This window comes from Streptomyces sp. NPDC127129, from assembly GCF_042671585.1.
In the GTDB taxonomy this organism is placed as follows: Bacteria; Actinomycetota; Actinomycetes; order Streptomycetales; family Streptomycetaceae; genus Streptomyces.
The window spans coordinates 78,147-103,864 of the sequence record NZ_JBHXTV010000011.1 but is presented as its reverse complement, the minus strand read 5'-3'; the positions used below and the strand labels follow the sequence as shown (position 1 = coordinate 103,864).

Genomic DNA, 25,718 nt, shown 5'->3' with positions numbered 1-25,718 from the left:
CGTAGTGCGACTCAACGACCTCGACGAACGCATCGTCCACGCCCTCGCGGAGGACGCCCGCCGCTCGTACGCCGACATCGGCTCGCTCGTCGGCCTGTCCGCGCCCGCCGTCAAGCGGCGCGTGGACCGGCTGCGGGCCGAGGGCGCCATCACCGGCTTCACCGTACGGGTGGACCCGGCGGCGCTCGGCTGGGAGACCGAGGGGTTCGTCGAGATCTACTGTCGCCACAACACCTCGCCGGACGACATCCGGCGAGGTCTGGAGCGGTACCCCGAGGTGGTGTCCGCGTCGACCGTCACCGGCGACGCGGACGCCGTCGTCCAGGTCTTCGCCTCCGACATGCGCCACTTCGAGCGCGTCCTGGAACGGATCGCGGGCGAGCCGTTCGTGGAACGCACCAAGTCCGTCCTGGTGCTCTCGCCGCTGCTGCGGCGTTTCTCCTCCGGCTCACCCGCATAGCCCTGGCGGGCGGCGGGACGAAGGGCGGTGCGGGCCGTGGTTCCCGCACCGCCCTTCGGGCTACTCGGCCGGGTACTCCGGCTTCCAGGGCAGCACCTTGAAGTCGCCGGTGCCGGCCTTCGTCTTCTCGAACGGCGCCGGGGTGTGACACGGAGGCACGTCGCCCTGCGTGGGGTCCTGGGTCACCCAGCTGTAGCCCAGGCGGTCGTGCTTGCCCAGGTCGTGCACGGAGACACCCACGCGGCGGTCCCGGAACACCCCCAGGTCGGTCTCGGTGACCTTGCCCGTCACGGTGGCCACCTTGCCGCCCGTGACCAGACAGTCCACCTTCACCACGGCGTAGCCGCCCTTGCCGTTCTTGTAGTGGCTGAAGCGGAAGGTACCGGTCGCCGCCTCCGGGTTCATGTTGTCCTTCGCCGCGAGATGGGCGTCGAAGGAGAACGTGATGTCGTCGCTCGCCACCCGGTAGATCTTCGCGCTGCCGGTCAGCGCGGCGGCCTCCCGGCTGCCGCCCCTCCCGTCCCCGGAGGCGACGGCCGAGCCCGCGGCTCCCGCGGAGATCGTCAGGGCGGCGGCGAGGGCGGCGATCTTCGTACGGCGGTTCATGGGATGTCGGTCCTTTCGGCAGGTCAACCGGACGACCACCACTCTTCCGCGCGGCCCGCCGCAGGGCGTCGCGCCGGAGGACGGTCCTCGTCTCCGCCGCGCGGTGGGGGAGACGTACGACCCACGTACGAGCCCCGCGCAACGAATCGCCGCCCCGGTCGGAGATCGCGCAACGGTTCGACGGTCGGTCCGCAACGGTCGCGCCTTGTCCCGATCGAGCGCGAAACCGTACCGTTTCTGAGGTCTCTCCCTCCCCTTCCGACACCCGAGGATCGCCGATGCCCGCGCTGCGCACCGCCCTGCTCCAGAGCTCAGGTGAGCTCGGTGACGTGGCCGCGAATCTGAAGATCCTCGACGAGGCCGCGGCCCGCGCGGCCGAGGCCGGAGCCGGGCTCCTGCTCGCCCCCGAGCTGTTCCTGACCGGCTACGCGATCGGCGCCGACATGGCGCGCCTGGCCGAGCCGGCCGACGGACCCTCCGCCCGTGCCGTCGCCGCCGTCGCCGCCCGCCACGGCCTGGCCGTCGGCTACGGCTACCCGGAGCGGGACGTCGAGCGCCACGGAGTCCTCTACAACGCGGCGCAGCTCTTCGGCCCCGACGGCGAGGTGCTCCTGCACTACCGCAAGACGCACCTCTACGGCGACTTCGAGCACCACTGGTTCACGCCCGGCGAGGACGGGGTCGTCCAGGCCGAGCTCGGCGGCCTCACCGTCGGCCTCATGATCTGCTACGACGTCGAGTTCCCCGAGAACGTGCGGGCGCAGGCGCTGGCCGGCACGGACCTCCTCCTCGTGCCGACCGCGCTCATGCACCCCGCCGAGGTCGTCGCCGAGGCCGTCGTCCCCGTGCGCGCCTTCGAGAACCAGATGTACGTGGCGTACGCGAACCGGACGGGCCCCGAGGGCGACTTCGAGTTCGTCGGCCTCTCCACGCTCGCGGCCCCCGACGGCACCTCCCGCGCCCGCGCCGGACGGGGCGAGGACCTGGTCCTCGGCGATGTCGACCCGGCCCTCCTCGCCGCCTCGCGCAAGGACAACCCCTACCTCCGCGACCGTCGCCCCGGCCTCTACGGCTCCCTCGTCTGAGCCGTCACCCCCTTCGAACCTCTCCCGTTCTTCCCGTGCAAGGAGTCCGTACCCCATGACGTCCACGGTGCCCACGACCGCCGTCCCGCACAGCGACGGCCAGCCGCCGATCACCATGTTCGGTCCGGACTTCCCGTACGCCTACGACGACTTCCTGGCCCACCCGGCCGGGCTCGGCCAGATACCCGCGACCGAGCACGGCACCGAGGTCGCCGTCATCGGTGGCGGACTGTCGGGCGTCATCGCCGCCTACGAACTCATGAAGATGGGCCTCAAGCCCGTCGTCTACGAGGCCGACCAGATCGGCGGTCGGCTGCGGACCGTCGGCTTCGAGGGCACCGGCACCGAGGGGCTGACGGCGGAGATGGGCGCCATGCGCTTCCCGCCCTCCTCCACCGCGTTCCAGCACTACATCGACCTGGTGGGCCTGGAGACGCAGCCGTTCCCGAACCCGCTCGCCGAGTCCACCCCGTCGACCGTCGTCGACCTCAAGGGCGAGTCGCACTACGCGCAGACCGTCGACGACCTCCCGCAGGTCTACCGCGACGTGATGAACGCGTGGAACGCCTGCCTGGACGAGGGCGCCGACTTCTCCGACATGAACCAGGCCATGCGTGAGCGCGACGTCCCGCGCATCCGCGAGATCTGGTCCAAGCTCGTCGAGAAGCTCGACAACCAGACCTTCTACGGCTTCCTGTGCGAGTCGGAGTCCTTCAAGTCCTTCCGCCACCGGGAGATCTTCGGCCAGGTCGGCTTCGGCACCGGCGGCTGGGACACCGACTTCCCCAACTCGATCCTGGAGATCCTCCGCGTCGTCTACACCGAGGCCGACGACCACCACCGCGGCATCGTGGGCGGCTCGCAGCAGCTGCCGCTGCGCCTGTGGGAGCGCGAGCCGGAGAAGATCGTCCACTGGGCGCCGGGCACCTCCCTGCGGTCCCTGCACGAGGGCGACCCGAAGCCGGCCGTCACCCGGCTGAACCGCACCGCCGGCAACAAGATCACCGTCACCGACGCCGCCGGCGACATCCGCACGTACAAGGCGGCGATCTTCACCGCCCAGTCCTGGATGCTGCTCTCCAAGATCGCCTGTGACGACTCGCTCTTCCCGATCGACCACTGGACCGCGATCGAGCGCACCCACTACATGGAGAGCTCCAAGCTCTTCGTGCCGGTGGACCGGCCGTTCTGGCTGGACAAGGACGAGGAGACCGGCCGGGACGTCATGTCGATGACGCTGACCGACCGGATGACCCGCGGCACGTACCTCCTGGACGACGGCCCGGACAAGCCGGCCGTCATCTGCCTCTCGTACACGTGGTGCGACGACAGCCTGAAGTGGCTGCCGCTCTCCGCGAGCGAGCGGATGGAGGTCATGCTGAAGTCGCTCGGCGAGATCTACCCGAAGGTCGACATCCGGAAGCACATCATCGGCAACCCGGTGACGGTCTCCTGGGAGAACGAGCCCTATTTCATGGGCGCCTTCAAGGCGAACCTGCCCGGCCACTACCGCTACCAGCGCCGCCTGTTCACCCACTTCATGCAGGACCGGCTGCCCGAGGACAAGCGGGGCATCTTCCTCGCGGGCGACGACATCTCCTGGACGGCCGGCTGGGCCGAGGGCGCCGTGCAGACCGCGCTCAACGCGGTGTGGGGCGTGATGCACCACTTCGGCGGCTCGACCGACGCCACGAACCCGGGCCCGGGCGACGTGTACGACGAGATCGCCCCGGTGGAGCTTCCGGAGGACTGACCGTCCTCAGCCGCGCAGGGTCAGCGGGGTGAGCAGCATCCGCCCCACCAGACCCACCGACCGGTCGAGGCGTTCCCTGAACTCCTCGGCCAGGTCGGGCAGTTCGCCCAGCTCCCAGAGGGAGCGGGCGGCGAGCCAGGCCCCGTCACGGGCCCGGTCGAGGCTCCAGCAGCCCAGCAGATGCGTCAGCGGGTCCGCGACCTCCAGGAGGTCCGGGCCCGGCATCAGTTCCTCGCGGATCCGCTCCTCCAGGAGCACGAGGATGTCCCCGACGCGGTCGAACTCGTCCTCGACGTCGCGCGGCGCGCAGTCGAGGGTCCGGCAGGTGTCGACCACGGCGAGCGCCAGGTCGTGGCCGATGTGCGCGTTGATCCCGGCCAGCGCGAACTGCAGCGGCCGTACGCCCGGGTGGCGCCGGTAGTGGAAGAGCGGCCGCCAGCAGGCCGGGGCGGGGCAGCCGGTCGCGACGGCGTCGACGGCCGAGAGATAGCGCTCCGCGAAACGGACGTCCAGGGTCGAGGCGGCCCGCCGGTCGGCGAAGGTGCCGGAGTCGATGGCCCGGCCGATCTCCTCCGTCACGGTCAGATAGACCCGGTTGAACACGGCGACGCCGTCGGCCGGATGCCAGGCCGAGCGGATTCTCCGCATCCGCTCCACCACCGGGTCGACCGCGGTGAACTGCCCGATCTGCGTGGTCTGCGCCATGGGGGCAGCGTCCCAGCAGCCGGGCCCGGGAGGGAACTCCCTCGGCCCGGCTTCCCCAGAACGGGCGAATATGCCTACGACTTGGCGGCCGAGCCGCTGTCCTCCGTGCTCTCGTACGAGCTGGTGCCCGCGTCGAGCAGCGGCTCCTGTCGCTTCAGGTGCGCCGGGGCGAACGCCCGCAGCACGTGGTAGCCGGTGATCACGACGATCGTGCCGAGCGCGATACCGCCGAGTTCGAAGGTGTCGGTGAAGGTCAGCTTCACGCCGCCCACGCCGATGATGATGCCCGCCGCGGCCGGCACCAGGTTGAGCGGGTTGCGGAGGTCCACCTTGGCGTTGATCCAGATCTGGGCGCCGAGCAGGCCGATCATGCCGTAGAGGATCACCGTGATGCCGCCGAGCACACCGCCGGGGATCGCCGCGACGACCGCACCGAACTTGGGGCAGAGGCCGAAGAGCAGCGCGAAGCCGGCCGCGGCCCAGTAGGCGGCGGTCGAGTAGACGCGGGTGGCCGCCATGACGCCGATGTTCTCGGAGTACGTGGTGTTGGGCGGGCCGCCCACGGCGGTCGACAGCATCGAGGCGGCGCCGTCGGCCGCGATCGCGGTGCCGAGCTTGGAGTCGAGGTTGTCGCCGGTCATCTCGCCGACGGCCTTCACGTGCCCGGCGTTCTCCGCGATCAGAGCGATCACCACGGGCAGCGCCACCAGAACGGCCGACCACTCGAAGCTGGGGCCGTGGAAGGTGGGGAGGCCGATCCAGTCGGCCTGGGAGACGCCCGAGAGGTCGAGCCGCCAGTGGTCGGTGACCTGGCCGCCCGGGGACATGGAGTGGATCTTGCCGAAGACCAGGTCGAAGAACCAGGAGACGGCGTACCCGAAGATCAGGCCGAGGAAGATCGCGATACGCGACCAGAACCCGCGCAGACAGACCACGGCGAGACCGGTGAACAGCATGACGAGGAGCGCGGTCCACTGGTCCTGCGGCCAGTACGTGGCGGCCGTGACCGGGGCGAGGTTGAAGCCGATCAGCATCACGACGGCGCCGGTGACGATCGGGGGCATCGTCGCGTGGATGATCCGCGCCCCGAACCTGCGTACCGCGAGACCCGCCAGGAACAGCACGCCGCCGACGACGAACACCGCGCCCGTGACGGTCGCGCTGGTGCCGCCGGAGGCCCGGATGGCAGCGGCGACACCGACGAAGGAGAGCGAGCAGCCCAGATAGCTGGGGACCGTCCCCCGCGTCGCGAGCAGGAAGATCACGGTCGCGACGCCGGACATCATGATCGCGAGGTTGGGGTCGAGCCCCATGAGGACGGGGGCCACGAAGGACGCGCCGAACATCGCCACCACATGCTGGGCGCCCAGGCCGGCCGTACGGGGCCAGGAGAGCCGCTCGTCCGGGCGGACGACGGCTCCTGGAGCGGGTGTTCGTCCGTCGCCGTGCAGGGTCCAGCGCACGCCGAGGTTCATGTGGTCGCTCCAGTTCTCCGATGACGACGGCCGGTTCGCCGCGCGAAACCTCAGCCGGAAAAGTTCAGCCACATGGTAGTCCGCCGCAGGTCACCGGGGTCGCCGCAGGTGTCATCGGGGCCGCGCCCCAGGTCGTCAGGGGCGCCGCGACGCGCATCAGATCACCGGGGTCGCGGCGTGAGGTCTCTACGAGACCTGGCCCGAGTTCGCCCTGGCGCTCGGGGCGGTGGGCGTGGTGGCGGGCGTGGTCCGGTCGCCCTGGCGGAGCACACTCGCGCCCAGCACCAGCCCGAAGGCCAGCAGCGTGACGAGGCCGAAGGAGAACATCAGGGAGGTGGCGTCGGCGATGCCGCCGATCGCCGAGGGGGCGATGAGTCCCGAGGTGTACGTGATGGTGGCGACGCCCGCGATGGCCTGGCTGGGGTTCGGGCCGCTGCGCCCGGCCGCCGCGAAGGCCAGCGGGACGACCACCGCGACCCCGAGGCCGATGAGTCCGAAACCGGCCATCGCCACGGCGGCGTGCGGGGCGAGGACCACGAGCAGGCCGCCGAGGGTCGCGGCGACGCCGCCGACCCGTACCGTCCGGACGGCGCCGAACCGGTCCACCACCCGGTCGCCGACCAGCCGCGCGATCGCCATCGTCAGCGCGAAGGCGGTGGTGGAGGCGGCCGCGACCCCCGCCGAGGAGCCGAGCTCGTCCTTCAGGTAGACCGCGGACCAGTCCAGGCTCGCGCCCTCGGCGAACACCCCGCAGAAGCCGATGGCGCCGATGATCAGCGCGGACTTCGGCGGCAGAGAGAAGCGCGGCGGTGCCTCGTCGTCGGGTGCGCTCTGCAGATCGAGCACGCCCTGGCAGAAGAAGAGCCCCAGCGCGGTCAGCACGAGCGCCGCGACGAGGTGGTGGAGGCGTGCGTCGGTGCCGACATGGGCGGCGACGGTGCCGGCGGCGGAGCCGAGGAGCGCGCCCACGCTCCACATGCCGTGCAGGCTGGACATGATCGACTTGCCCATGCGGTTCTCGACCTCGACGCCGAGGGCGTTCATCGCCACGTCGGACATGCCGGCGGTGGCGCCGTAGACGAAGAGCGCCGCGCCGAGCCCGTAGATGTTCGGGGCGAGGGACGGGAGGATCAGGGCCAGCGTCCACAGGGCGAGCAGTCCGCGCAGCGCGGTGCGGGCGCCGAAGCGGTGGCTGATCGCGCCGGCCAGCGGCATCGCCAGCGAGGCGCCGATGGCCGGGAAGGCGAGGGCGAGTCCGAGCTGGCCCGCGCTGACGTCCGCGTGGTCCTGGATCCACGGGATGCGGGTCGCGAAGCTGCCGGTGACCGCGCCGTGGACGCAGAAGACGGCGGCGACGGCGAACCGGGCCTGCCGCAGTCGCTCGGTGCTGAAGACGGTCTCGCCCGCCATGTGTGCCCTCCCTCGGTGTGGTGGGCGGTAAACTATCAGGAACCTTGCCTGATAAATAGTACGGGGGCGGAGACCGTCTCCACGCGTCTGAGAGGATCCCGGCATGGCCGCTTCCCCGAGTACCGCCCGGGCCCTCAACGACCGGCTCGCACTGCGACTGCTCCAGGACGAGGGGCCGTTGACCGCGACGCAGCTGAAGACACTGACCGGACTCTCCCGCCCCACGGTCGCCGACCTCGTCGAACGGCTGCAGGGCTCCGGACTCGTCCGGATCGTGGGGGAGTCCGGCGCGGAGCGCCGTGGGCCCAACGCCAAGCTCTACGGGATCGCCGCCGACCGCGCCCATCTTGCCGCGCTCGACGTCCGCACCACCTCGGTCTCGCTCACCGTCGCCGACCTCCTGGGCACGACGCTCGCCGAGGCCTCGGCCCCGATCGGCGGCGAGGACGGCACCGGACCCGCCGTCGAGAAGGCCGTCGCCCTTCTGGAGCGGACCGCCAAGGAGGCCGGCGTGGAGACGCTCCACAGCGTCGTCGTCGGCGCCCCCGGACTGATCGACCCGGCCACCGGTGAGCTGCGGAACTCGACGGGGCTGCCCGAGTGGCACCGGCGCCTGATGGCCGCGCTCCAGGAACGGCTGCCCGCGACGGTGCTCGTCGAGAACGAGACCAACCTCGCGGCCGTCGCGGAGCAGCGGGTCGGCGCCGCCCGCGACCACGAGACGTTCGTGCTCCTCTGGCTGGGCCAGGGCGTCGGCGCGGCCGTCGTCCTGGACGGAAGACTGCGCCGAGGGGCCTCGGGCGGGGCGGGCGAGCTCGGCTTCCTGCCGGTGCCCGGAACGTCCGGGCTGCCCTCGGCGACAGGCTGCGACGGCGGCTTCCACGAGCTGGCGTGCGCGGCCGCGGTGGAGGCCCTCGCCGTGGAGCACGGCCTCGACCCGGAGACCGCCCTCGGCTCCGGTCACGGTCCCTTCCTCGACGTCCTGGCCCGGCGCCTCGCGGTCGGCGCGGCCGCCGTGGCCTCCGTCCTCGACCCGGGCTGCGTGGTCCTCGGAGGGGAGACCGGACACCGGGGCGGCCCGGCACTCGCGGCCCGCGTCGAGGCCGAGCTCGCCGGACTCTCCCCGCTCCGTACGGAGGTGCGCGCCACGGCCCTCGGTGACACGGCGGTCCTGCGCGGCGCGCTCCTGGCCGCCCGCGACGCGGCCCAGGACGTGCTCTTCCCCTAGCCGTCCGCCCGTCCCGCAGCCGCACACCGGCCCCTCCTCCTGACCGCCGGCCGCCGCCCGGTCCCTCCTCCTGGCCGCCGGTCGCCGCCCGGTCCCTCCTCCTGGCCGCCGGTCGCCGGTCGCCGCCCGGCCGCAGGCCGCTCTAGGCCTCGGCGCCGAACCGGCCGGCCAGGAAATCCTCGAAGGTCTTCCGGCCCACCGCCTGCTCGGGGGCGAGGTGGCCGCCGTGGCGCAGGCCCCGGTAGGCCTTGCCCGGGAGCGGGACCTCCACGACACGGCGGCGCCTTCCGCTCGCCCGCAGATACGCGTCCGCGAGCTCGGCGAACGTCTCGATCCTGGGGCCGCCCATGTCCGCGACCCGGCCCGCCGGACCGCTCGCCGCCAGTTCCGCGAGGCGCGCGGCGGCCTCGGTGACCTCCAGGGGCTGGTCCCGTACGGCCTTCGGGACGCACATCACCGGTGGCTTCGCCAGGCCCTGCAGGAGCATCAGGATCAGATCGTGGAACTGCGTCGTCCGCAGCAGTGTCCAGCCGATGCCCGACTGCTGGATCATCCGCTCCACCGCGTACTTCCTGCGGTAGTAGCCCAGCGGGACCCGGTCCACGCCGACGATCGAGATGTACAGCAGATGCGGGACCCCGGCCCGCTGCGCGGCCTGGATCAGCACCCCGGCGGCCTGCTCGTCGCCCCGCGTGATGTTCGTGCAGTGGACGATCGCGTCGACGTTCCGCACCGCCCGGTCCAGCAGCGGCCCGCCCTTGCGCAGATCGACGGCGAACGGCGGGGAGTGGCGGCTCAGGACGCGGACCTCGTGGCCCGCCGCCCTCAGCCGCTCACAGACCGGGCGCCCGAGCGTGCCCGTGCCCCCGGTCACCAGGATGGTGGTCATGGTTCCAGCGTGAACGCCTTCGCCGCGGCCCGCACATGCGGACCGCGGCGAAGGCGGGGAGGACCCGGCGGCGGCAAGGGCCGTGAAGACCGCCGCCGGGCGTTCATCGGAGGTGGGAACCGGTCGGAGGGGTCAGCAGGCCCCCAGGTCCTTCCAGACGCCCCAGTCGCCGGTCGTGCCCGGCTCCTCGTTCTGCGTCCACCACTGGGCCTTCCACTTGTGGCCCTTGTGGGAGACCTCGGTGCCCCCGTTGTAGACCGTGCCGGCCACGTACGCCGGGGCGGTGCAGGTGCCGCCCGGCGGCGTCGTCGGAGGAGTGGTCGGAGGAGTGGTCGGGGGAGTCGTGGGCGGAGTGGTGGGCGGCGTGGTCGGCGGGGTCGTGGGCGGGGTGGTCGTGCCCGGCTCCACCACGGTCGTACCGCGCGCCAGGTCACCGGCGAGCGCGTACGTCGTGCCGCTGATGTTCACCGTCCAGTTCGACGGCGTGGAGACCGGCAGGTAGTAGTTGAAGGCCAGGTCCACGGACGCGCCCGGGGCCAGCGACTGCCAGGCCGGAAGCTTCAGCGACACCCGGTGGAAGTCGCCCTTCAGACCGCCCACGTTGGTGCCGGTGTGGTCGCTGCTGATCACCTTCGTGCCGAAGCCGGACTGGTCGGAGGCGTTGCCCGGAGCAGCCGTCGCGTAGTCGAACTGGAACTCCGTGCCGCCCGGCAGCGCGGTGGCCGTGTTGTTGGTGATCTTGATCTTCGGGGTGATCGGGTAGTTGGAGTCGCCCAGCTTGAACTCGGTGAACTCCACGCCCACGTTCACGGCCTTCGTCGGCAGCGCGGCGTTCGACTTCTTCGCGCCGTACGGGGCGGCCGCCTTGAACTTGTCGTACATCAGCGAGGTGAGCGTGGAGCCCATCTCGTACTGGCCCTTGCCGGCGTTCCAGGCGTAGTCGCCGGCCATCTCCCAGACCATCGTGCCGCCGATGCCCTTGCTGACCACGTAGTCGGCCTTGGCGGCCACCGACTGCTCGTCCTCGGTGGAGAGGAAGACCTTCTTCTGCGCGTTCCACAGCCACGGCGCGACGAGCGTCGAGTCGTACTTGCGGGCGTAGGTGCCGGTCAGGGTGGTGTTCGCCGGGAAGCCGTACCGGGTGACGTAGTCGCCGACGATCCCCTTCTCCAGGTTCTTGGCGTGCCACATCGGGTTGGAGCCCGCAGGGGACTCGGCACCGTTGGTGTCCTTGTCGTGCCACAGGTTGTCGATGCCGACGGCGCCGTCACCGCACTTGGTCAGACCCGCGCCGGCCGGGCAGGTGGTCGCGGAGGCCTTGCCCCACAGACCGTCCGTGCCGCCCTGCACGTTCTTGTGACCGCGGGTGTAGTACGGCAGGCCGATGTTGATCCGGCCGGCCGGCATCGAGCCGCGGAAGTAGTGGTACGCCCAGTCGGTGTTGAGGTAGCCGATGCCGCCGTACTGCGAGGAGCCGTAGACGTTGGCGGCGGCCAGCTCGGCGTCCTTGCCGTCGTCGAAGAGCGAGGCGTTGGGGCCGACGTACTCGTTCCAGGCGCCGTGCAGGTCGTACGACATGATGTTGACGTAGTCCAGGTACTTCTGGCTCTGGTACGTCTCCATGCCGCGCAGCAGGTAGCCGGAGGAGGGTGCGGCGACGGTCAGCAGGTAGTGCTTGCCGTCGGCGGCCCCGGCCCGGTCGAGCTTCTCGCGCAGGCTCTTCATCAGGGCGTCGTAGCCCTTGACCAGACCCGCGCGGCGGGCGTTGGAGAGCTGCCAGTCGAGCGGGTTGCCCGCGTCCTTCATCGTGGTCGGGTACTCGTAGTCGATGTCGACGCCGTTGAACCCGTACTTCTTGATGAAGGCGACGGCCGAGTCCGCGAAGGTGTCGATCCCGGCCTGGTTGACCGAACCGTCGGCGTTGGTGGCCATCGAGTAGAAGCCGCCGGAGTTCACCCGGGTGCCGTTGTCGTCGAAGTAGCCGCCGGTCTCCGCCCAGCCGCCGACCGAGATCAGCGTCTTGACGTCCGGGTGCTGCTTCTTGAACTTGTTCAGCAGGTTGAAGTGGCCCTTGTAGGCGAAGCCCGGGTCCATCTCGGCGCCCGCGACACCCGGCCAGGTCATCCCGGTGGCCGCGTTGTTCGGCCCGTCCGTGCCGACGGAGAGCTTGTTGTCGGAACCGATGTGCCCGAAGGCGTAGTTGATGTGGGTGATCTTGTCCCACGGGATGTTGTTGGCGAGGTAGGCGGGCTCGCCGTTCTTGCCGGTGCGCCAGCCGGTGAAGTAGCCGATGACCCGGCGCTGGTGGTCCGCGCCCATCTTCTCGCGGCCTTCGGTGTCGTAGACCGAGCAGTACGGGACGTCGACACCGGGAGTCTTGTACAGCCCGTCCGGCCGACAGCTCTCGTTGTCGGCGGCGTACGAGACACCGCCCGCGAGGGAGCTGATCAGCAGACCGGCGACGGCCGCGCCGGATGCGAGCAGCGAGACCCTCGTCTTCGTGGGGGACAACACGATCGGTTCCTCCTGGGGAGGTGTAAGAACACAACGAACAAAGGGGTGGGTCGTGTTGGGCCCGTGGAGTGCGCACACCGCGGGCCGTACCTCGGAGGTGACACGGAGATTAAGAGGACTAGACCAGTGCGTCAATAGGTCTGGACCAAAGAAGGGCTTCAAAGGGTCCTGTGAGCCAGCCCACAGGACCTCGCCCGCATGGCCGACGGCGCGCCGTGGCACACTGGCCCTGTATCAGCAGCAGCGCACTCCGGGGTCGGTGTAATTCCGAACCGGCGGTATAGTCCGCGACCCGTCCGCAGCCAGCGGCCGGTTGACCAGGTGAGATTCCTGGACCGACGGTGAAAGTCCGGATGGGAGGCAGTGCGCGGCGGGCGACCCTTTCCAGGGGCGTGCCGGCCGTATCGTCGCTGGTCGCCCTCGTCGGCGACCGGTGTGTCCGGTTGTGGCATTCCCGTGCGTAGTGTCGTACCCGCTCTCTGTCGTCATCGACAGGCCCCGGAGTCCGTGCCCGAAGAGGCAGGAGGACCCGGTGGCAGAGCCGACCGACATCACCGCCATGCGACGCGCCATCGCGCTCGCCGCCCGTGGTCTCGGCTCCACCAGCCCCAACCCGGTCGTCGGCAGCGTCATCCTCGACGCCTCCGGAGAGCCGGCCGGCGAGGGCTACCACCAGCGCGCCGGCGGACCGCACGCCGAGATCCACGCCCTGCGCGCGGCCGGCGAGCGCGCCCGCGGCGGCACCGCCTACGTCACCCTCGAACCCTGCAACCACACCGGCCGCACCGGCCCCTGCGCCCAGGCGCTGATCGAGGCCGGCGTACGCCGTGTGGTCTATGCGGTCGGCGACCCGAACCCGCAGGCCACGGGTGGCGCGGACACCCTTCGCGCGGCCGGCGTCGAGGTCGGTCAGGGCCTCCTCGCCCAGGAGGCGGAGGCGGGCAACATCGCCTGGCTCACCTCCGTACGCCTCGGCCGTCCCTTCGTCCGCTGGAAGTACGCCGCCACCCTCGACGGCCGGATCGCCGCCGCCGACGGGACCTCCCGCTGGATCACCTCCGCGGACTCCCGCGCCGACGTCCACCGGCTGCGCGCCGAGGCGGACGCCGTCGTCGTCGGGTCCGGCACGGCCCGTACCGACGACCCCCACCTGGCCGTACGCGGCGTCGAAGGGGCCGTTCAGCCGCTGCGGGTCGTCGTCGACACCGAGGCGAGCGCCGTGAAGCCCGGGGCCCGGGTCCTCGACGACGCGGCACGCACCGTGATCGCCGTGGCCGACGACGTCCCCCCGGAGAACACCGCCCACTTCCCCGAGACGTGGCGGCTGCCCCGCGCGCCCGGCGGCGGCCTCGACATCCCGGGACTCCTCGCGGCACTCCACGGGCAGGGCGTCCGTTCCGTCCTCCTCGAAGGCGGGCCGACCCTGGCCGGTGCCTTCGTCGCCGCGGGCGCCGTCGACCAGGTCGTCGGCTACCTCGCCCCCGTCCTCCTCGGCGCGGGCCCCAACGCCCTCGCCGAGGCCGGAATCTCCACCATCACCGACGCGTTGCGGCTCGACGTCACCGAGACCGTGCGCATCGGCCCCGATCTTCGTATCACTGCCACTCCCAAGGAGCGTTGAGCGTGTTCACCGGAATCGTCGAAGAACTGGGTGAGGTCACCGCCGTCGAGAAGCTGGCCGACGCGTCCCGCTTCCGCCTGCGCGGCCCCCTGGTCACGGAAGGCGCCAAGCACGGCGACTCCATCGCCGTCAACGGTGTCTGTCTCACGGTCGTCGAGTTCGGCGACGGGGAGTTCACGGCCGACGTGATGGAGGAGACGCTTCTGCGCTCCTCCCTCGGCGCCCTCGAGGTCGGCTCCCGGGTCAACCTGGAGCGCCCGATGGCGGTCGGCGACCGGCTCGGCGGACACATCGTCCAGGGCCACGTGGACGGTACGGGCGCGATCCTGGACCGGACCCCGTCCGAGAACTGGGAGATCGTCAAGGTCGCCCTCCCCGCACAGCTCTCGCGCTACGTCGTCGAGAAGGGCTCCATCACCGTCGACGGCGTCAGCCTGACCGTCGTCGAGGCCGCCGAGGACTGGTTCACCATCAGCCTCATCCCCACCACCCTCGCGCTGACCACCCTCGGCCTCAAGCAGAGCGGCGACCCGGTCAACCTCGAAGTGGACGTCATCGCCAAGTACGTCGAGCGGCTGCTCGGCCCGAACGCCGGGGAGAACGTCAAGTGAACTGGCTCAACTCCGAGGCCTTCACCGTCCTCGACCAGCACATCATGTGGTCCGACATGATCGGCAACACGATCGGTCTGATCGCCCTCGCGCTCGGCTGGCGGCGCTCCATCCTCACCTGGCCCGCACAGCTGCTCTCCGGCGTCATCCTCGTCGGCGCCTACGCCTCCGCCCACCTCAGCGGCGGCGTCGGCAAGCAGCTCCTGGTCATCGGCGTCGCCGCCTGGGGCTGGTGGCAGTGGAACCGCGGCCGGCAGCAGGCGCAGGACGGCTCGATCGCCGTCCGTTTCGCGAGCTGGAAGGAGCGCGGTCTCCTCCTCGGCGGCGCCGTCCTCGGCACCCTCGCGGTCGGCGGCCTGTTCACGCTCTACCCGTCGCTGTCCTGGTCCCCGTGGGCCGACGCTTACATCTTCGTCGGCACCCTCGTCGCGATGGTCGCCCAGGCTCGCGGCCTGGTCGAGTTCTGGTTCGCCTGGCTCCTGGTCGACCTGGTCGGCGTCCCCCTCGCCTTCAACAGCGGCCTGGCGTTCTCCGGCCTGGTCTACGTCATCTACTTCGCCCTCGTCATCTGGGGCATGCGCGACTGGTGGCTCCGGACGCGCACCACCGCTCTGGAAGGAGCTACGGCATGAGCGCGCTGCCGATCTGGGACGTCACCGACCTCTCCCTCGACCCCGTCGAGCAGGCCATCCGCGACATCGCCGCGGGCCGCCCCGTCGTCGTCGTCGACGACGAGGACCGCGAGAACGAGGGCGACCTCGTCATCGCCGCGGAGAAGGCCACCCCCGAGGTCGTCGCCTTCATGATGAGCGAGTGCCGCGGCCTGATCTGCGCACCCATGGAGAGCGAGGAGCTGGAACGCCTCGAACTCCCGCAGATGGTCGAGCACAACACCGAGTCGATGCGCACGGCCTTCACCGTCTCCGTCGACGCGGCCCCGGCCCACGGCGTCACCACGGGCATCTCCGCCGCCGACCGCGCCACCACCCTGCGGATGCTGGCGAGCGGCCGCCACGAGCCCGGCGACTTCGTCCGGCCCGGCCACATCTTCCCGCTCCGCGCCAAGCCCGGCGGCGTCCTCGTCCGCAACGGCCACACCGAGGCCGCGGTCGACCTCGCCCGCCTCGCGGGGCTGCGCCCGGCCGGCGCGATCGTCGAGATCGCGGGCGAGGACGGCGTCATGCTGCGCCTGCCCGAGCTCGTCCCCTTCGCCCGCAAGCACGGCCTCACGATCATCTCGATCGAGGACCTCGTCGCGTACCGCCGCTCCTCCGAGCCGACCGTCCGGCGCGAGGCCGAGGTCCAGCTGCCCACGGCCCACGGCGACTTCACCGCGTACGGCTACCGCTCCACCGTCGACGGCGTCGAGCACGTCGCCCTCGTCCACGGTGAGATCGGTGACGGCGAGGACGTCCTCGTCCGGGTCCACTCCGAGTGCCTGACCGGCGACATCTTCCACTCGCTGCGCTGTGACTGCGGCCCGCAGCTGCAGGCCTCCATGGACCGCATCACCGAGGCCGGCCGCGGCGTCGTGGTCTACCTCCGCGGCCACGAGGGCCGGGGCATCGGTCTGCTGTCCAAGCTGCGCGCGTACGAACTCCAGGAGCGCGGCCGCGACACCCTCGACGCCAACCTGGAGCTCGGGCTGCCCGCCGACGCCCGCGACTACGCGGCGGGCGCGCAGATCCTCGGCGACCTCGGGGTCCGCAGCATGCGGCTGATGACCAACAACCCCGACAAGATCTCCGCCCTCACCGAGCACGGCCTGAGGGTCGAGGGCCGCGAGCCCATGCCGGTCCAGGCGGGCGAGCACAACCTCCGTTACCTGCGCACCAAGCGGGACCGGATGGGTCACGACCTGCCCTGGCTGGACGCGGAAGCCGCGTCCACCTGCGGCAACCAGTAAGTCAGCGATCAGTACGGAGCTAGGAGAGACATGAGCGGCAAGGGCGCACCCGTCCTCAGCGTGAAGAACTGCGGCGACCTGCGGGTGGCCGTGATCGCGGCCCAGTGGCACGAGAAGATCATGGACGGACTCGTCGACGGTGCCCTGCGGGCCCTGCACGAGCTCGGCATCGACGAGCCGACCGTTCTGCGCGTCCCGGGCAGCTTCGAGCTGCCGGTCGTGGCGAAGGTCCTCGCCGGGCGGGGCTACGATGCCATCGTGGCGCTCGGCGTCGTCATCCGCGGCGGAACGCCGCACTTCGAGTACGTGTGCCAGGGCGTCACCCACGGCCTCACCCAGGTCTCGATCGACACCGGCGTACCCGTCGGCTTCGGCGTCCTGACCGTGGACAACGAGGAGCAGGCCCTCGACCGGGCGGGCCTCGAAGGCTCCAGCGAGGACAAGGGCCACGAGGCCGTCACCGCCGCCGTCGCCACCGCGACCACGCTGCGCACGGTCAGCGAACCCTGGCGCTGAGTGGAGATCCTCACCCCGTACTCTTAGGACCATCATGGCGAACAAAACCTTCGAAGAGCTCTTCGCCGAGCTCAAGCTCAAGGCCGAGAACGGCGACCCGGCCACCTCCCGCACCGCGGAACTGGTGGAGAAGGGCGTCCATGCCATCGGCAAGAAGGTCGTCGAGGAGGCCGCCGAGGTCTGGATGGCCGCGGAGTACGAGGGCAAGGAAGCCGCCGCCGAGGAGATCTCGCAGCTGCTGTACCACGTCCAGGTGATGATGGTCGCGCGCGGGATCTCGCTCGACGACGTCTACGCCCATCTCTGACCGGTACGCCCGGCTCCCCACGCGACACCTCTGAGCGGGACCGAACACCCTCCCCCGAAAACTCCCAGGCAAAGGAAGCTCATCCCATGCTGCGCATCGCCGTCCCCAACAAGGGTTCACTGTCCGGACCTGCGTCGGCGATGCTCCATGAGGCCGGCTACCGCCAGCGCAAGGAGTCCAAGGAGCTCGTGGTCATCGACCCCGAGAACGAGGTCGAGTTCTTCTACCTGCGCCCGAAGGACATCGCGATCTACGTCGCCTCCGGGAAGCTGGACATCGGCATCACCGGCCGTGACCTGCTGCTCGACTCCGGCGCCGACGCGGCGGAGATCCTCCCGCTGAACTTCGGCCGGTCGACCTTCCGCTACGCCACCCGGCCCGGCACCGCGAAGGGCCCCGAGGACTTCCACGGCATGACGATCGCCACCTCGTACGAGGGCATCGTCGCCAAGCACCTCGCCGACCAGGGCATCGACGCCTCCGTCGTCCACCTCGACGGCGCCGTCGAGACGGCCGTCAAGCTGGGCGTCGCCCAGATCATCGCGGACGTCGTCGAGACCGGCACCAGCCTGCGCAACGCGGGCCTGGAGGTCATCGGCGAGCCGATCCTCACCTCCGAGGCCGTGGTGATCCGGCAGGCCGGCGCCGACACCGAGGACGCCCGCGTCCAGACGTTCCTGCGCCGCCTCCAGGGCGTCCTGGTGGCCCGCAGCTACGTGATGATGGACTACGACTGCCGGGCCGAGCACCTGGAGCAGGCCGTCGCCCTCACCCCGGGCCTGGAGTCGCCGACCATCTCGCCCCTGCACAACGAGGGCTGGGTCGCGGTCCGGGCCATGGTCCCGGCCAAGGAGGCCCAGCGGATCATGGACGACCTGTACGAGCTGGGTGCCCGCGCCATCCTGACGACGGCCATCCACGCCTGCCGGCTCTGACGGCCCGGCACCGAACCACCGAGGAACACCGATGTCCGAGGCCCCGACGCCCGCCCTCCCGGTCACGTTCCGGCCGGGCCGCACCCGCGCGGTGCTGCTCACCGTGGGTGCGGTGATGTTCGTCGTCATCACCGCCATCGCGCTGATGCTGGAGAAGCTCGGCCCCGGTGAACGGGCGAGCTTCGTCTTCACGGCCGCGCTCTTCCTCGGCATCCTCACGCTGCTCAGCCGCCCCAAGGTGGTCGCCGACGACGAGGGCGTCACGGTCGTCAACATCACCCGGACACGCCGACTGGCGTGGGCCGAAATCCTGCGGGTCAACCTGCGGCCCGGCGACCCCTGGGTCTTCCTCGACCTGAGCGACGGCACCAGCATGCCCGCGCTGGGCATCCAGCCCGGCATCGCCAAGGAGCAGGCCATCCGCGACGCCCGCGCGCTGCGCGCCCTGGCCGACAGCCGCGGCACCGGCCCGGACGGCGGCTGAGTCCCCCATACGGGGGCCGACCCCCTGCCCCACGCACCGGGTGCGTGACTACTCTGGAGGCGGTGGTGCCGAGCGGCACCACCGCCTCGCGTGTGCAGGGCCGCTCTGCCGCGGCCCGCGGGGCCTCCCTGCGACCCGAGGAGTGACTCCCTCCGGCAATGGACGGATCGTCCGGTAGTACCTGCGCCGCCCCCTCCACGGAGGCGGCGGCATGATCATCCCGCTTCTGCTGCTCGCCGCAGCCTTCCTCCTGATCCTCGCCAACGGCTTCTTCGTGGCGGCCGAATTCGGTCTCGTCACCGTGGAACGCCCCGAGGCCGAACGGGCCGCGGCCGCCGGCGACCGGCGCGCCCGCACCGTCGTCAAGGCGCTCGGCGAGCTGTCCTTCCAGCTCTCCGGCACCCAGCTCGGCATCACGATCACCTCCCTCGTCGTCGGCATGCTCGCCGAGCCCGCGCTCGCCCAGCTCCTCGACGGCCCCCTCACCGCCACCGGACTCCCCGAGGGCGCCGTGTCCGGGGTCGCGGTGGCGATCGGCATGCTGCTCGCCTCCGCCGTCCAGATGGTGGTCGGCGAACTCGTCCCGAAGAACTGGGCGGTCTCCAGGCCGCTCCAGGTGGCGCGGTTCGTCGCGGGCCCGCAGCACCTCTTCGCCTCCCTCTTCCGCCCCGTCATCACCCTGCTCAACCGGGTCGCCAACCGGCTCGTCCGGCTCCTGGGCGTCGAGCCCACTGAGGAGCTCGACTCCGTCCGCACCCCCGGCGAGCTGGTCTCGCTCGCCCGGCACTCGGCCCGGGCGGGCGCGCTGGAACAGGACACCGCAGACCTCTTCGTACGGACCCTGACGCTCGGCGGCCTCACCGCCCAGCAGGCCATGACGCCGCGGGTACGGATGAGCGCCCTGCAGTCGGACGCCACGGCCGCCGACGTCCTCAACCTCACCCGGGCGACGGGACTCTCCCGGTTCCCCGTCTACCGCGAGCGCATCGACGAGATCGTCGGCATGGTCCACCTCAAGGACGCGCTAGCCGTACGCCCGCACGAGCGGATGCGCACACCGGTCGGGACCATCGCCGTGCCGCCGCTGCTCGTCCCCGAGACCCTGCCGGCGCAGGCGCTCCTGGAGCGGCTGCGGCGCGAGCAGCCGATCGCCGTGGTCGTCGACGAGTACGGCGGTACGGCCGGGGTCGTCACCCTGGAGGACATCGTCGAGGAGCTCGTCGGCGAGGTCCGCGACGAGCACGACCGGGCCGCCGACGAGCGGCCCGAACTGGCCGCCGTGGCCGCGGAGGACGGCAACCCCGCCTGGGAGGCCGACGGCTCCTGCCGGGTGCACACCCTGCACCGGATAGGACTCGACGTGCCCGACGGGCCGTACGAGACGGTTGCGGGTCTCGTCGCCGACCTGCTCGGCCGCATCCCGGCCCCCGGCGACCGGGCGGAACTCCCCGGCTGGCGGCTCCTGGTGCGGCAGGTCGACCGCTACCGCGCCGAGCGGGTGCGGATCGTGCGGACGGCCGAGGTGCCCGCGGCGGCGGAGGCGGTCCGATGAGCCTGCTCCAACTGCTGTTCGCCGTCCTGCTCGTGGTGGCCAACGGCTTCTTCGTCGGTGCCGAGTTCGCGCTCGTCTCCGTACGCCGCAGCCAGATCGAACCGCTCGGCGGCGCGCGGGCACGGCAGGTCCTGTACGGCCTGGAGAACCTGCCGCAGATGATGGCGGCGGCCCAGTTCGGCATCACCGTCTGCTCCCTGACCCTCGGCGCGGTCGCCGAGCCGACCGTGGCCCATCTCCTCGAACCGGTCTTCCACGCCGTCGGCGTGCCGGACGGGCTCATCCATCCGCTCGGATACGTCGTGGCCCTGGCCGCGGTCGTCTTCCTCCATCTCGTGATCGGCGAGATGGTCCCGAAGAACCTCGCGATGGCCGCTCCCGAACGGACCGCGCTCTGGCTCAGCCCCGCCCTCGTCGGCTTCGCCCGGCTCTGCCGGCCGGTCACGCGGGCGCTGGGCGCCTGCGCCCGGCTGGTGCTGCGGGCGTTCCGCGTCGAACCGAAGGACGAGGTGGAGGCGGTCTTCACCAGCACCCAGCTCGGCCGTCTCGTGGAGGACGCGGGCCAGGCCGGCCTGCTCGACCCGGTCGAACAGGAGCGCCTGGAGGACGCCCTGGAGCTGGGCAGCCGCCCGGTGACGGACGTGCTCATCACCCCGTCGGCGCTGGTGACGGTCACGCCGTCGGTGACGCCCCGGGAGATCGAGGAGCTCACCGTGCGCACCGGCTACTCGCGCTTCCCGGTGTGCGCCGAGGGACGCGGGACGTACATGGGGTTCGTCCACGTCAAGGACGTCCTGGACCTGGAGGAGCGGGAGCGGGCCGTGCCGCAGCACGTCTGGCGCCCCATGGCGACGCTCCGGGCCGAGCTGCCGCTCGACGACGCGCTCACCGTGATGCGCCGCGCGGCGACCCATCTCGCCCAGGTCTCCGACGGCGCCGGCCGGGTGCTCGGACTGGTGGCCCTGGAGGACGTCCTGGAGATGCTGGTGGGCGAGGTCAGGGACCCGGCCCACCGCCTGCCCGTACCGTCACCCCCGCCGCGCCTCTTGGCGGACTCCCGCGGGGAACGCACGGACGAAGCCCTGACGGCCTGACGTCCTGGCGGGCCGGCCGGGACCCGGGGCCGGCACACGGGCCCCGGGTGGCCGTCACATGCCCCCGGGGTCCTGGCGCGGGCTCCGGGGGGACGGGCCGCGGCCGGAGAGGACCTCGCCGTAGGCCTGCATCAGGTCGGCCAGGCGAAGCGTGGCCAGGTCGTCTCGCGTGGGGGTGCCCGGGTAGCCCGCCAGGCGGAGGTCACGGTACGCGCAGGACTTCTCGTACAGCGTGCGCAGGAAGCGTCCGTTGCCCAGCTCGTCGATCCACCCCTGGTCCACGACATGGCCGCTGATCGAGCGCAGCTCGTCCAGTGCCTCCTCGTCCCAGCGGTCCCCGTTCGCCGCCGCGAGCACCTCGCCGATGGCGGTGAGTTCGAGCGGGCGGTACGAGGGGAAGTCGACCCGGGTCGTGAAACGGGAGGAGAGCCCCGGGTTGGTGGCGAGGAGCCGGTCCATGCCCTCCGGGTAGCCGGCCAGGATCACCACCAGATGGTCCCGGTTGTCCTCCGCCCGCTTCAGGAGAACCTGGAGCGCCTCGTCGCCGTAGGCGTCGCCCTTGCTGTAGCCGGTGTTGGAGAGTGAGTACGCCTCGTCCACGAAGAGGACCCCGCCGATCGCCGAGTCGATCAGCTCGTTCGCCTTGACGGCGGTCTGCCCGAGGAACTCGCCCACCAGATCCGCCCGTTGGGCCTCCACCAGATGGTCGCCGCCGAGCAGACCGAGTGCGTAGAAGACCCGGCCGAGGATGCGGGCTACGGTGGTCTTCCCGGTGCCGGAGGGGCCTGAGAAGACAAAGTGACGTTTCGGCGGCTGGACGGGAAGGCCCTGTCCGGCCCGCAGCCGCGCCATCTCCAGCTGCGCCGACAACGCCTTGACCTGCCGCTTCACCGGCTCCATCCCGACCATGCGCTCCAGCTCGGCCAGCGCCGCGGCCAGCAGGGCCGGATCGGTGGGGCTGGCGGGGAAGCGGGGAGGCGCGGGCTGCGCGGGGACGGACGTCTTCTGGCGTACGTCCGGCGGCTCGGGAGGCCCCACGGGCGGCGTTGTGGCCCCCGGCTCGCTGCCGAGTCCCGCCTCGCTCCCGAGGCGCAGTCCGTCGGAGGCGGGGCCGTCGAGGTCGGTCTGCTTCGCGTCGGCGGAGGCGTCCTGCCCGACGCCGCCCAGGGCGACCGTGGCGAGCCCCGCCGTGTCGTCCGGTCCCTCGAAACCGTCGTACTCGGTGATCGCCGCCAGCCGGGCCGCCGTGTCCATGAACGCCGGGTCGATCCGGTGCACCGCCCGGTAGAGCGGTAAGGCGGCCGCGCTCCGCCCGGTGCCCTCGTGGGCCCTGGCCAGCCAGTAGCGCAGCTCCTTGCGCTGCGGCTGTTCGCTGCGGCAGCGCATGAGGGACGCCGAGAGCAGCGGCTCCGCCTGCCCGTACATCTCGAGGCGGACCCGGGCCATCCCGGCGAAGAGCCCCGCCTCGATCCCGAGCAGCGGATCGTCGACCAGGGACTCGGTGTGGCGGACCAACTGGTCCCAGTCCTTGACGAGGTAGGACCGGCAGGCGTGCAGGAAGCGGACCTGCGGATCGGTGTCGACCGGCGGCAGCCCGGCCAACGCCCGGTCCAGCTCGGGCACATGGCGGCCGTCGAGCCAGTGCGAGGCGTGCGCGAGAAGCAGATCGCGCGGGCTCTCCAGCACGGGCTGGACCCACCAGCCCAGCCAGTACCAGGAGTTCAGGGTCCGGCGGTGGCGTGCGCGCTGTTCGCCGAACCGGTCGCGGTTGCGGTACATCCTCAGCAGCGCGGTGGTGGTGTCCACCCGGAGCGCGTGCAGCCCGAGCCAGGCGTCCGCCATGCCGGGATCGATCCGTACCGCCGTTCGGAACTCTTCCTCCGCCTGCGGATAGGCGCCCATCGTGTAGGCGTCGACTCCGCGCAGCCAGGCGAGCTCGGCCGGGGCCGTTCCGCCCTGCGTGCCGATGTCCATCGGGTCCCCCACAAAACGTGCCCCCGTTGCTGTCCCGGCGGGCGGGTGCCCGCCGGAAGCCGTACAGAACCGCCTTCTCGTGGACGGGAATTGACCCCACCGAAGGGCATCGTACCTGCGCAGAGGGGGCGCGACGAAGGAGAAGTGCATGATCCGGTGGCCGTGACCCTGGGTGAGCATCGGGGTCCGTGACGGGCCGGAGAAAGGGATGATCAGGGCAGAACGAAGCCCCCGATCACGGGGGAACAACCGGGGGCTTCGCGTCCGCGACGGCTTCGGAAAGCCGCACATTGAGAACGTAAGACCTGTACGCCCCTTGGGTCAAGCGCAGTTGAGGCACTTGCGGAAGTGGGGTTCCGCCTACTCATTTACGAGGTGATTCGCCTTTACTCTCCGTGATGATCTGGTTCGGGCCCGCTGTCACAGCCGGCCCGGGAAGCCATTCGTACCCCTCGGGACGCTCCCGTATCAGGGTGTCGGCGAAGGGGCGCGAAGGGTCCGCGGAGAAATGGCGAGTCTCCGCCACCGTCCAGCCGTCCCAGAACTCCGACTGCGCAGGTCCGTCCCGGTGCCGGCCGCGTGCCCAGGACTCCTCGGGACCGCGTTCCATCCACAGAAGGGCGGCGAGATGCGGGCGCAGCGCCCGCCGCCCCGCGCCGACGCCCTCGACCAGGACGACCGGGGCGGGTGGCAGCGCGCGGGGTGTGCCGAAGGTCCGCAGATTCCAGTCGTACGGGTGATAGCGCGCGACCTCGCCCCGGGAGAGCGGCGTGATCACCTGGTCCTCCATCCGCTCCGTCCACGCGAACAGCTCCTCGTGGCTGGCGAGGTCGTCGAGGTGGAGGACGGGGGCGCCCAGCCGGGCCGCGAGGTGCGCGGCGAGGGTCGACTTGCCGGAGCCCGCGTGGCCGTCGACGGCGATCAGCCGGACCGGCCCGCAGGACGGCGGAAGGCCGCGCAGCGCGTCGGCGGCACGGTCGAGGTCGGTCCGGTCGGTCCGGTCGGTCCCTTCGGTCATGGGGAAAGCCTAACGATCCCGGCACGAGGCGCCGCAGGTCAGGGGCTCGGCGGCGCCAGTGGCGCAGACCAATATTGGTCCGGCGACGCGTGCCGAATCGCTGGCAGAACGGCTCCGCGAGCCGCGATAGTGGTCCCCGCTCCCCATCCACGCTCCGCCATCCGTCCGCTCCTCGCCGTCGTCCGCCGCTCTCGACCGGGGGTCATCGCTCATGGCCAACTCCACTCCGCGCAGAACCGTCCTCGCCGCGGCCCTCGCCGCCGTCGCCGGCACCTCCGTGGCCTCCACCGCTCCGGCCGTGGCCGCCCCCACGGGCGACCGCGCCCACGCGCCGGAACCCGCGCTCGTCGACAACCGCTTCTGGGACTCCTTCGCCGACTGGCGCGGCGGGGACCGCGCCGGAACCCGCGCCGTCGCCGGACACCGTCCCGGCCTGGTGATCGGGACACCCGCGGGGGTCACCGACTACACCGACCCGCACACCGGTACGACCTCCCCCTGGGAGTACGCGAGCTGGACCTCCCCCGTCCACCGCTCCACCGTCCCGGCCACCGAGGTCATCGCCTCCTGGAACGCCGCCACCCCGCCGGGCACCTGGATCGGGATCGAGCTGCGCGGCACCTACAACGACGGCGGCGCCACTCCCTGGTACGTGATGGGCCGCTGGGCGGCGGGCGACGGCGACATCCGGCGGACCTCGGTCGACGACCAGAGCGACGGCAGGAGCTCGATCTGGACGGACACCTTCGCCGTCGACGACCCCGCGACCGGGCTCCGCCTGGACGCGTACCAGCTGCGGCTGACCCTGTACCGCGCTCCCGGCACCGACGTCACCCCGCTCGTGTGGCGGCTCGGCGCGATGGCCTCCGACATCCCCGACCGCTTCACCGTGCCCGCCTCGGCACCCTGCGTCGCCCGCGAACTGGCCGTCCCGCGCTATTCGCAGAACACCCATGTCGGCCAGTACCCGGAGTACGACAACGGGGGCGAGGCCTGGTGCAGCCCGACGTCCTCGCAGATGATCGTCGAGTTCTGGGACCGCAGGCCGAGCGCCGAGGACCTCGCCTGGGTGAACCCGGCGTTCGAGGACCCCCAGGTCTGCCACGCGGCCCGCTTCACCTTCGACCACCAGTACGAAGGCTGCGGGAACTGGCCCTTCAACGCCGCCTACGCCGCCACGTACCCCGCCATGAACGCGGTCGTGACCCGGCTGCGCTCGCTGACGGAGCTGGAGTCGCTGATCCGCGCGGGCATCCCGGTCATAACGTCACAGTCGTTCCGCAAGGAGGAGCTGACCGGCGCCGGCTACGGCACCTCCGGCCATCTGATGACCGTGATCGGCTTCACGGAGGACGGCGACGTGATCGCCAACGACCCCGCCTCACCGAACAACGAGGCCGTGCGCCGGATCTACCGGCGGCGCGAGTGGGAGAACATCTGGCTCCGCACCAAGCGCTACGACGCGAACGGCAAGGTCAGGAGCGGTACGGGCGGGGTCTGCTACGTCTTCTGGCCGACCGGGCCGGCATCGGCCCGGCACCGCGTGCTGAGGTCGCTCGGCCTGCTGTGAGCCGG

General features: G+C 71.4%; 23 protein-coding genes and 1 riboswitch. Of the genes, 15 read left to right on the top strand and 8 right to left on the bottom strand.

Annotated elements, in window-relative coordinates:
- Nucleotides 1-4 precede the first annotated feature (4 nt).
- The gene (locus tag ACFVGW_RS21770) at nt 5-460 is read left to right on the top strand and encodes an Lrp/AsnC family transcriptional regulator (protein ID WP_015032260.1); all 456 of its coding nucleotides are present in this window, start codon (nt 5-7) and stop codon (nt 458-460) included.
- Between the two features lie 60 nt (nt 461-520).
- Here the strand turns inward: ACFVGW_RS21770 and ACFVGW_RS21765 are convergent, their stop codons facing one another.
- Nucleotides 521-1,066, bottom strand: coding sequence for a Repetin (locus ACFVGW_RS21765; protein ID WP_385853172.1), 546 nt, complete (start codon nt 1,064-1,066; stop codon nt 521-523).
- Between the two features lie 278 nt (nt 1,067-1,344).
- Between ACFVGW_RS21765 and ACFVGW_RS21760 the strand changes: the two genes are divergently transcribed.
- Both ACFVGW_RS21760 and ACFVGW_RS21755 read left to right on the top strand, forming a co-directional pair.
- Nucleotides 1,345-2,151, top strand: a complete 807-nt coding sequence (locus tag ACFVGW_RS21760; RefSeq protein WP_385853171.1) for a carbon-nitrogen hydrolase family protein — start codon at nt 1,345-1,347, stop codon at nt 2,149-2,151.
- Between the two features lie 55 nt (nt 2,152-2,206).
- Nucleotides 2,207-3,904: a flavin monoamine oxidase family protein gene (locus tag ACFVGW_RS21755; protein WP_383225791.1), complete on the top strand. Its 1,698-nt coding sequence runs from the start codon at nt 2,207-2,209 to the stop codon at nt 3,902-3,904.
- 6 nt (nt 3,905-3,910) lie between these two features.
- On the opposite strand, the gene ACFVGW_RS21750 is transcribed toward ACFVGW_RS21755, so the two are convergent.
- The 3 genes from ACFVGW_RS21750 to ACFVGW_RS21740 all read right to left on the bottom strand — a co-directional run bounded on the left by ACFVGW_RS21750 (nt 3,911) and on the right by ACFVGW_RS21740 (nt 7,494).
- A complete protein-coding gene (locus tag ACFVGW_RS21750; RefSeq protein ID WP_385853170.1) occupies nt 3,911-4,609 on the bottom strand; it encodes a DUF5995 family protein in 699 nt (232 codons plus the stop codon).
- 74 nt (nt 4,610-4,683) lie between these two features.
- Nucleotides 4,684-6,084 carry a uracil-xanthine permease family protein gene (locus ACFVGW_RS21745; protein ID WP_385853169.1) on the bottom strand — a complete coding sequence of 467 codons (1,401 nt, stop codon included), beginning with the start codon at nt 6,082-6,084 and terminating at the stop codon, nt 4,684-4,686.
- A 186-nt stretch (nt 6,085-6,270) separates the two neighbouring features.
- Nucleotides 6,271-7,494, bottom strand: coding sequence for an MFS transporter (locus tag ACFVGW_RS21740; RefSeq protein ID WP_385853168.1), 1,224 nt, complete (start codon nt 7,492-7,494; stop codon nt 6,271-6,273).
- Between the two features lie 103 nt (nt 7,495-7,597).
- Between ACFVGW_RS21740 and ACFVGW_RS21735 the strand changes: the two genes are divergently transcribed.
- A complete protein-coding gene (locus tag ACFVGW_RS21735) occupies nt 7,598-8,722 on the top strand; it encodes an ROK family transcriptional regulator (RefSeq protein ID WP_385853167.1) in 1,125 nt (374 codons plus the stop codon).
- A 142-nt stretch (nt 8,723-8,864) separates the two neighbouring features.
- Here the strand turns inward: ACFVGW_RS21735 and ACFVGW_RS21730 are convergent, their stop codons facing one another.
- Together ACFVGW_RS21730 and ACFVGW_RS21725 are read right to left on the bottom strand one after the other, a co-directional pair.
- Nucleotides 8,865-9,611 (bottom strand): SDR family oxidoreductase, encoded by a 747-nt coding sequence (locus ACFVGW_RS21730; RefSeq protein WP_385853166.1) that lies wholly within the window; start codon nt 9,609-9,611, stop codon nt 8,865-8,867.
- Nucleotides 9,612-9,743: 132 nt separating this feature from the next.
- Nucleotides 9,744-12,125: a chitinase C-terminal domain-containing protein gene (locus tag ACFVGW_RS21725; protein ID WP_385853165.1), complete on the bottom strand. Its 2,382-nt coding sequence runs from the start codon at nt 12,123-12,125 to the stop codon at nt 9,744-9,746.
- A gap of 241 nt (nt 12,126-12,366) precedes the next feature.
- Nucleotides 12,367-12,496: riboswitch (FMN riboswitch) on the top strand.
- Between the two features lie 188 nt (nt 12,497-12,684).
- Here ACFVGW_RS21725 and ribD point away from each other — a divergent pair.
- From ribD to ACFVGW_RS21675, 10 genes are all read left to right on the top strand, one after another.
- Nucleotides 12,685-13,746 (top strand): bifunctional diaminohydroxyphosphoribosylaminopyrimidine deaminase/5-amino-6-(5-phosphoribosylamino)uracil reductase RibD, encoded by a 1,062-nt coding sequence (gene ribD, locus ACFVGW_RS21720; RefSeq protein ID WP_385853280.1) that lies wholly within the window; start codon nt 12,685-12,687, stop codon nt 13,744-13,746.
- A gap of 2 nt (nt 13,747-13,748) precedes the next feature.
- Nucleotides 13,749-14,357: a riboflavin synthase gene (locus tag ACFVGW_RS21715; RefSeq protein ID WP_383225808.1), complete on the top strand. Its 609-nt coding sequence runs from the start codon at nt 13,749-13,751 to the stop codon at nt 14,355-14,357.
- Between the two features lie 44 nt (nt 14,358-14,401).
- Nucleotides 14,402-14,989: a nicotinamide riboside transporter PnuC gene (locus tag ACFVGW_RS21710; RefSeq protein WP_385853279.1), complete on the top strand. Its 588-nt coding sequence runs from the start codon at nt 14,402-14,404 to the stop codon at nt 14,987-14,989.
- Nucleotides 14,986-16,263 (top strand): bifunctional 3,4-dihydroxy-2-butanone-4-phosphate synthase/GTP cyclohydrolase II, encoded by a 1,278-nt coding sequence (locus ACFVGW_RS21705; protein ID WP_352186593.1) that lies wholly within the window; start codon nt 14,986-14,988, stop codon nt 16,261-16,263. Before ACFVGW_RS21710 ends, ACFVGW_RS21705 begins: the two co-directional genes overlap by 4 nt.
- A gap of 30 nt (nt 16,264-16,293) precedes the next feature.
- The gene (ribH, locus tag ACFVGW_RS21700) at nt 16,294-16,779 is read left to right on the top strand and encodes a 6,7-dimethyl-8-ribityllumazine synthase (protein WP_352186594.1); all 486 of its coding nucleotides are present in this window, start codon (nt 16,294-16,296) and stop codon (nt 16,777-16,779) included.
- 34 nt (nt 16,780-16,813) lie between these two features.
- A complete protein-coding gene (locus ACFVGW_RS21695) occupies nt 16,814-17,086 on the top strand; it encodes a phosphoribosyl-ATP diphosphatase (RefSeq protein ID WP_260231097.1) in 273 nt (90 codons plus the stop codon).
- Between the two features lie 86 nt (nt 17,087-17,172).
- Nucleotides 17,173-18,021 (top strand): ATP phosphoribosyltransferase, encoded by an 849-nt coding sequence (gene hisG, locus ACFVGW_RS21690; RefSeq protein WP_352186595.1) that lies wholly within the window; start codon nt 17,173-17,175, stop codon nt 18,019-18,021.
- Between the two features lie 31 nt (nt 18,022-18,052).
- The gene (locus ACFVGW_RS21685; protein WP_385853164.1) at nt 18,053-18,505 is read left to right on the top strand and encodes a PH domain-containing protein; all 453 of its coding nucleotides are present in this window, start codon (nt 18,053-18,055) and stop codon (nt 18,503-18,505) included.
- Nucleotides 18,506-18,716: 211 nt separating this feature from the next.
- The gene (locus ACFVGW_RS21680) at nt 18,717-20,057 is read left to right on the top strand and encodes a hemolysin family protein (protein WP_383225810.1); all 1,341 of its coding nucleotides are present in this window, start codon (nt 18,717-18,719) and stop codon (nt 20,055-20,057) included.
- A complete protein-coding gene (locus tag ACFVGW_RS21675; protein ID WP_352186598.1) occupies nt 20,054-21,151 on the top strand; it encodes a hemolysin family protein in 1,098 nt (365 codons plus the stop codon). The genes ACFVGW_RS21680 and ACFVGW_RS21675 overlap by 4 nt, the downstream gene beginning before the upstream one ends.
- Before the next feature lie 54 nt (nt 21,152-21,205).
- Here the strand turns inward: ACFVGW_RS21675 and ACFVGW_RS21670 are convergent, their stop codons facing one another.
- Together ACFVGW_RS21670 and ACFVGW_RS21665 are read right to left on the bottom strand one after the other, a co-directional pair.
- Nucleotides 21,206-23,125, bottom strand: coding sequence for an AAA family ATPase (locus ACFVGW_RS21670; protein WP_383225814.1), 1,920 nt, complete (start codon nt 23,123-23,125; stop codon nt 21,206-21,208).
- Between the two features lie 364 nt (nt 23,126-23,489).
- Complete coding sequence (locus ACFVGW_RS21665) at nt 23,490-24,143, bottom strand: uridine kinase (protein WP_385853163.1); 654 nt, start codon at nt 24,141-24,143, stop codon at nt 23,490-23,492.
- 211 nt (nt 24,144-24,354) lie between these two features.
- Between ACFVGW_RS21665 and ACFVGW_RS21660 the strand changes: the two genes are divergently transcribed.
- The gene (locus ACFVGW_RS21660) at nt 24,355-25,713 is read left to right on the top strand and encodes a peptidase C39 family protein (RefSeq protein ID WP_385853162.1); all 1,359 of its coding nucleotides are present in this window, start codon (nt 24,355-24,357) and stop codon (nt 25,711-25,713) included.
- Nucleotides 25,714-25,718: the final 5 nt, after the last annotated feature.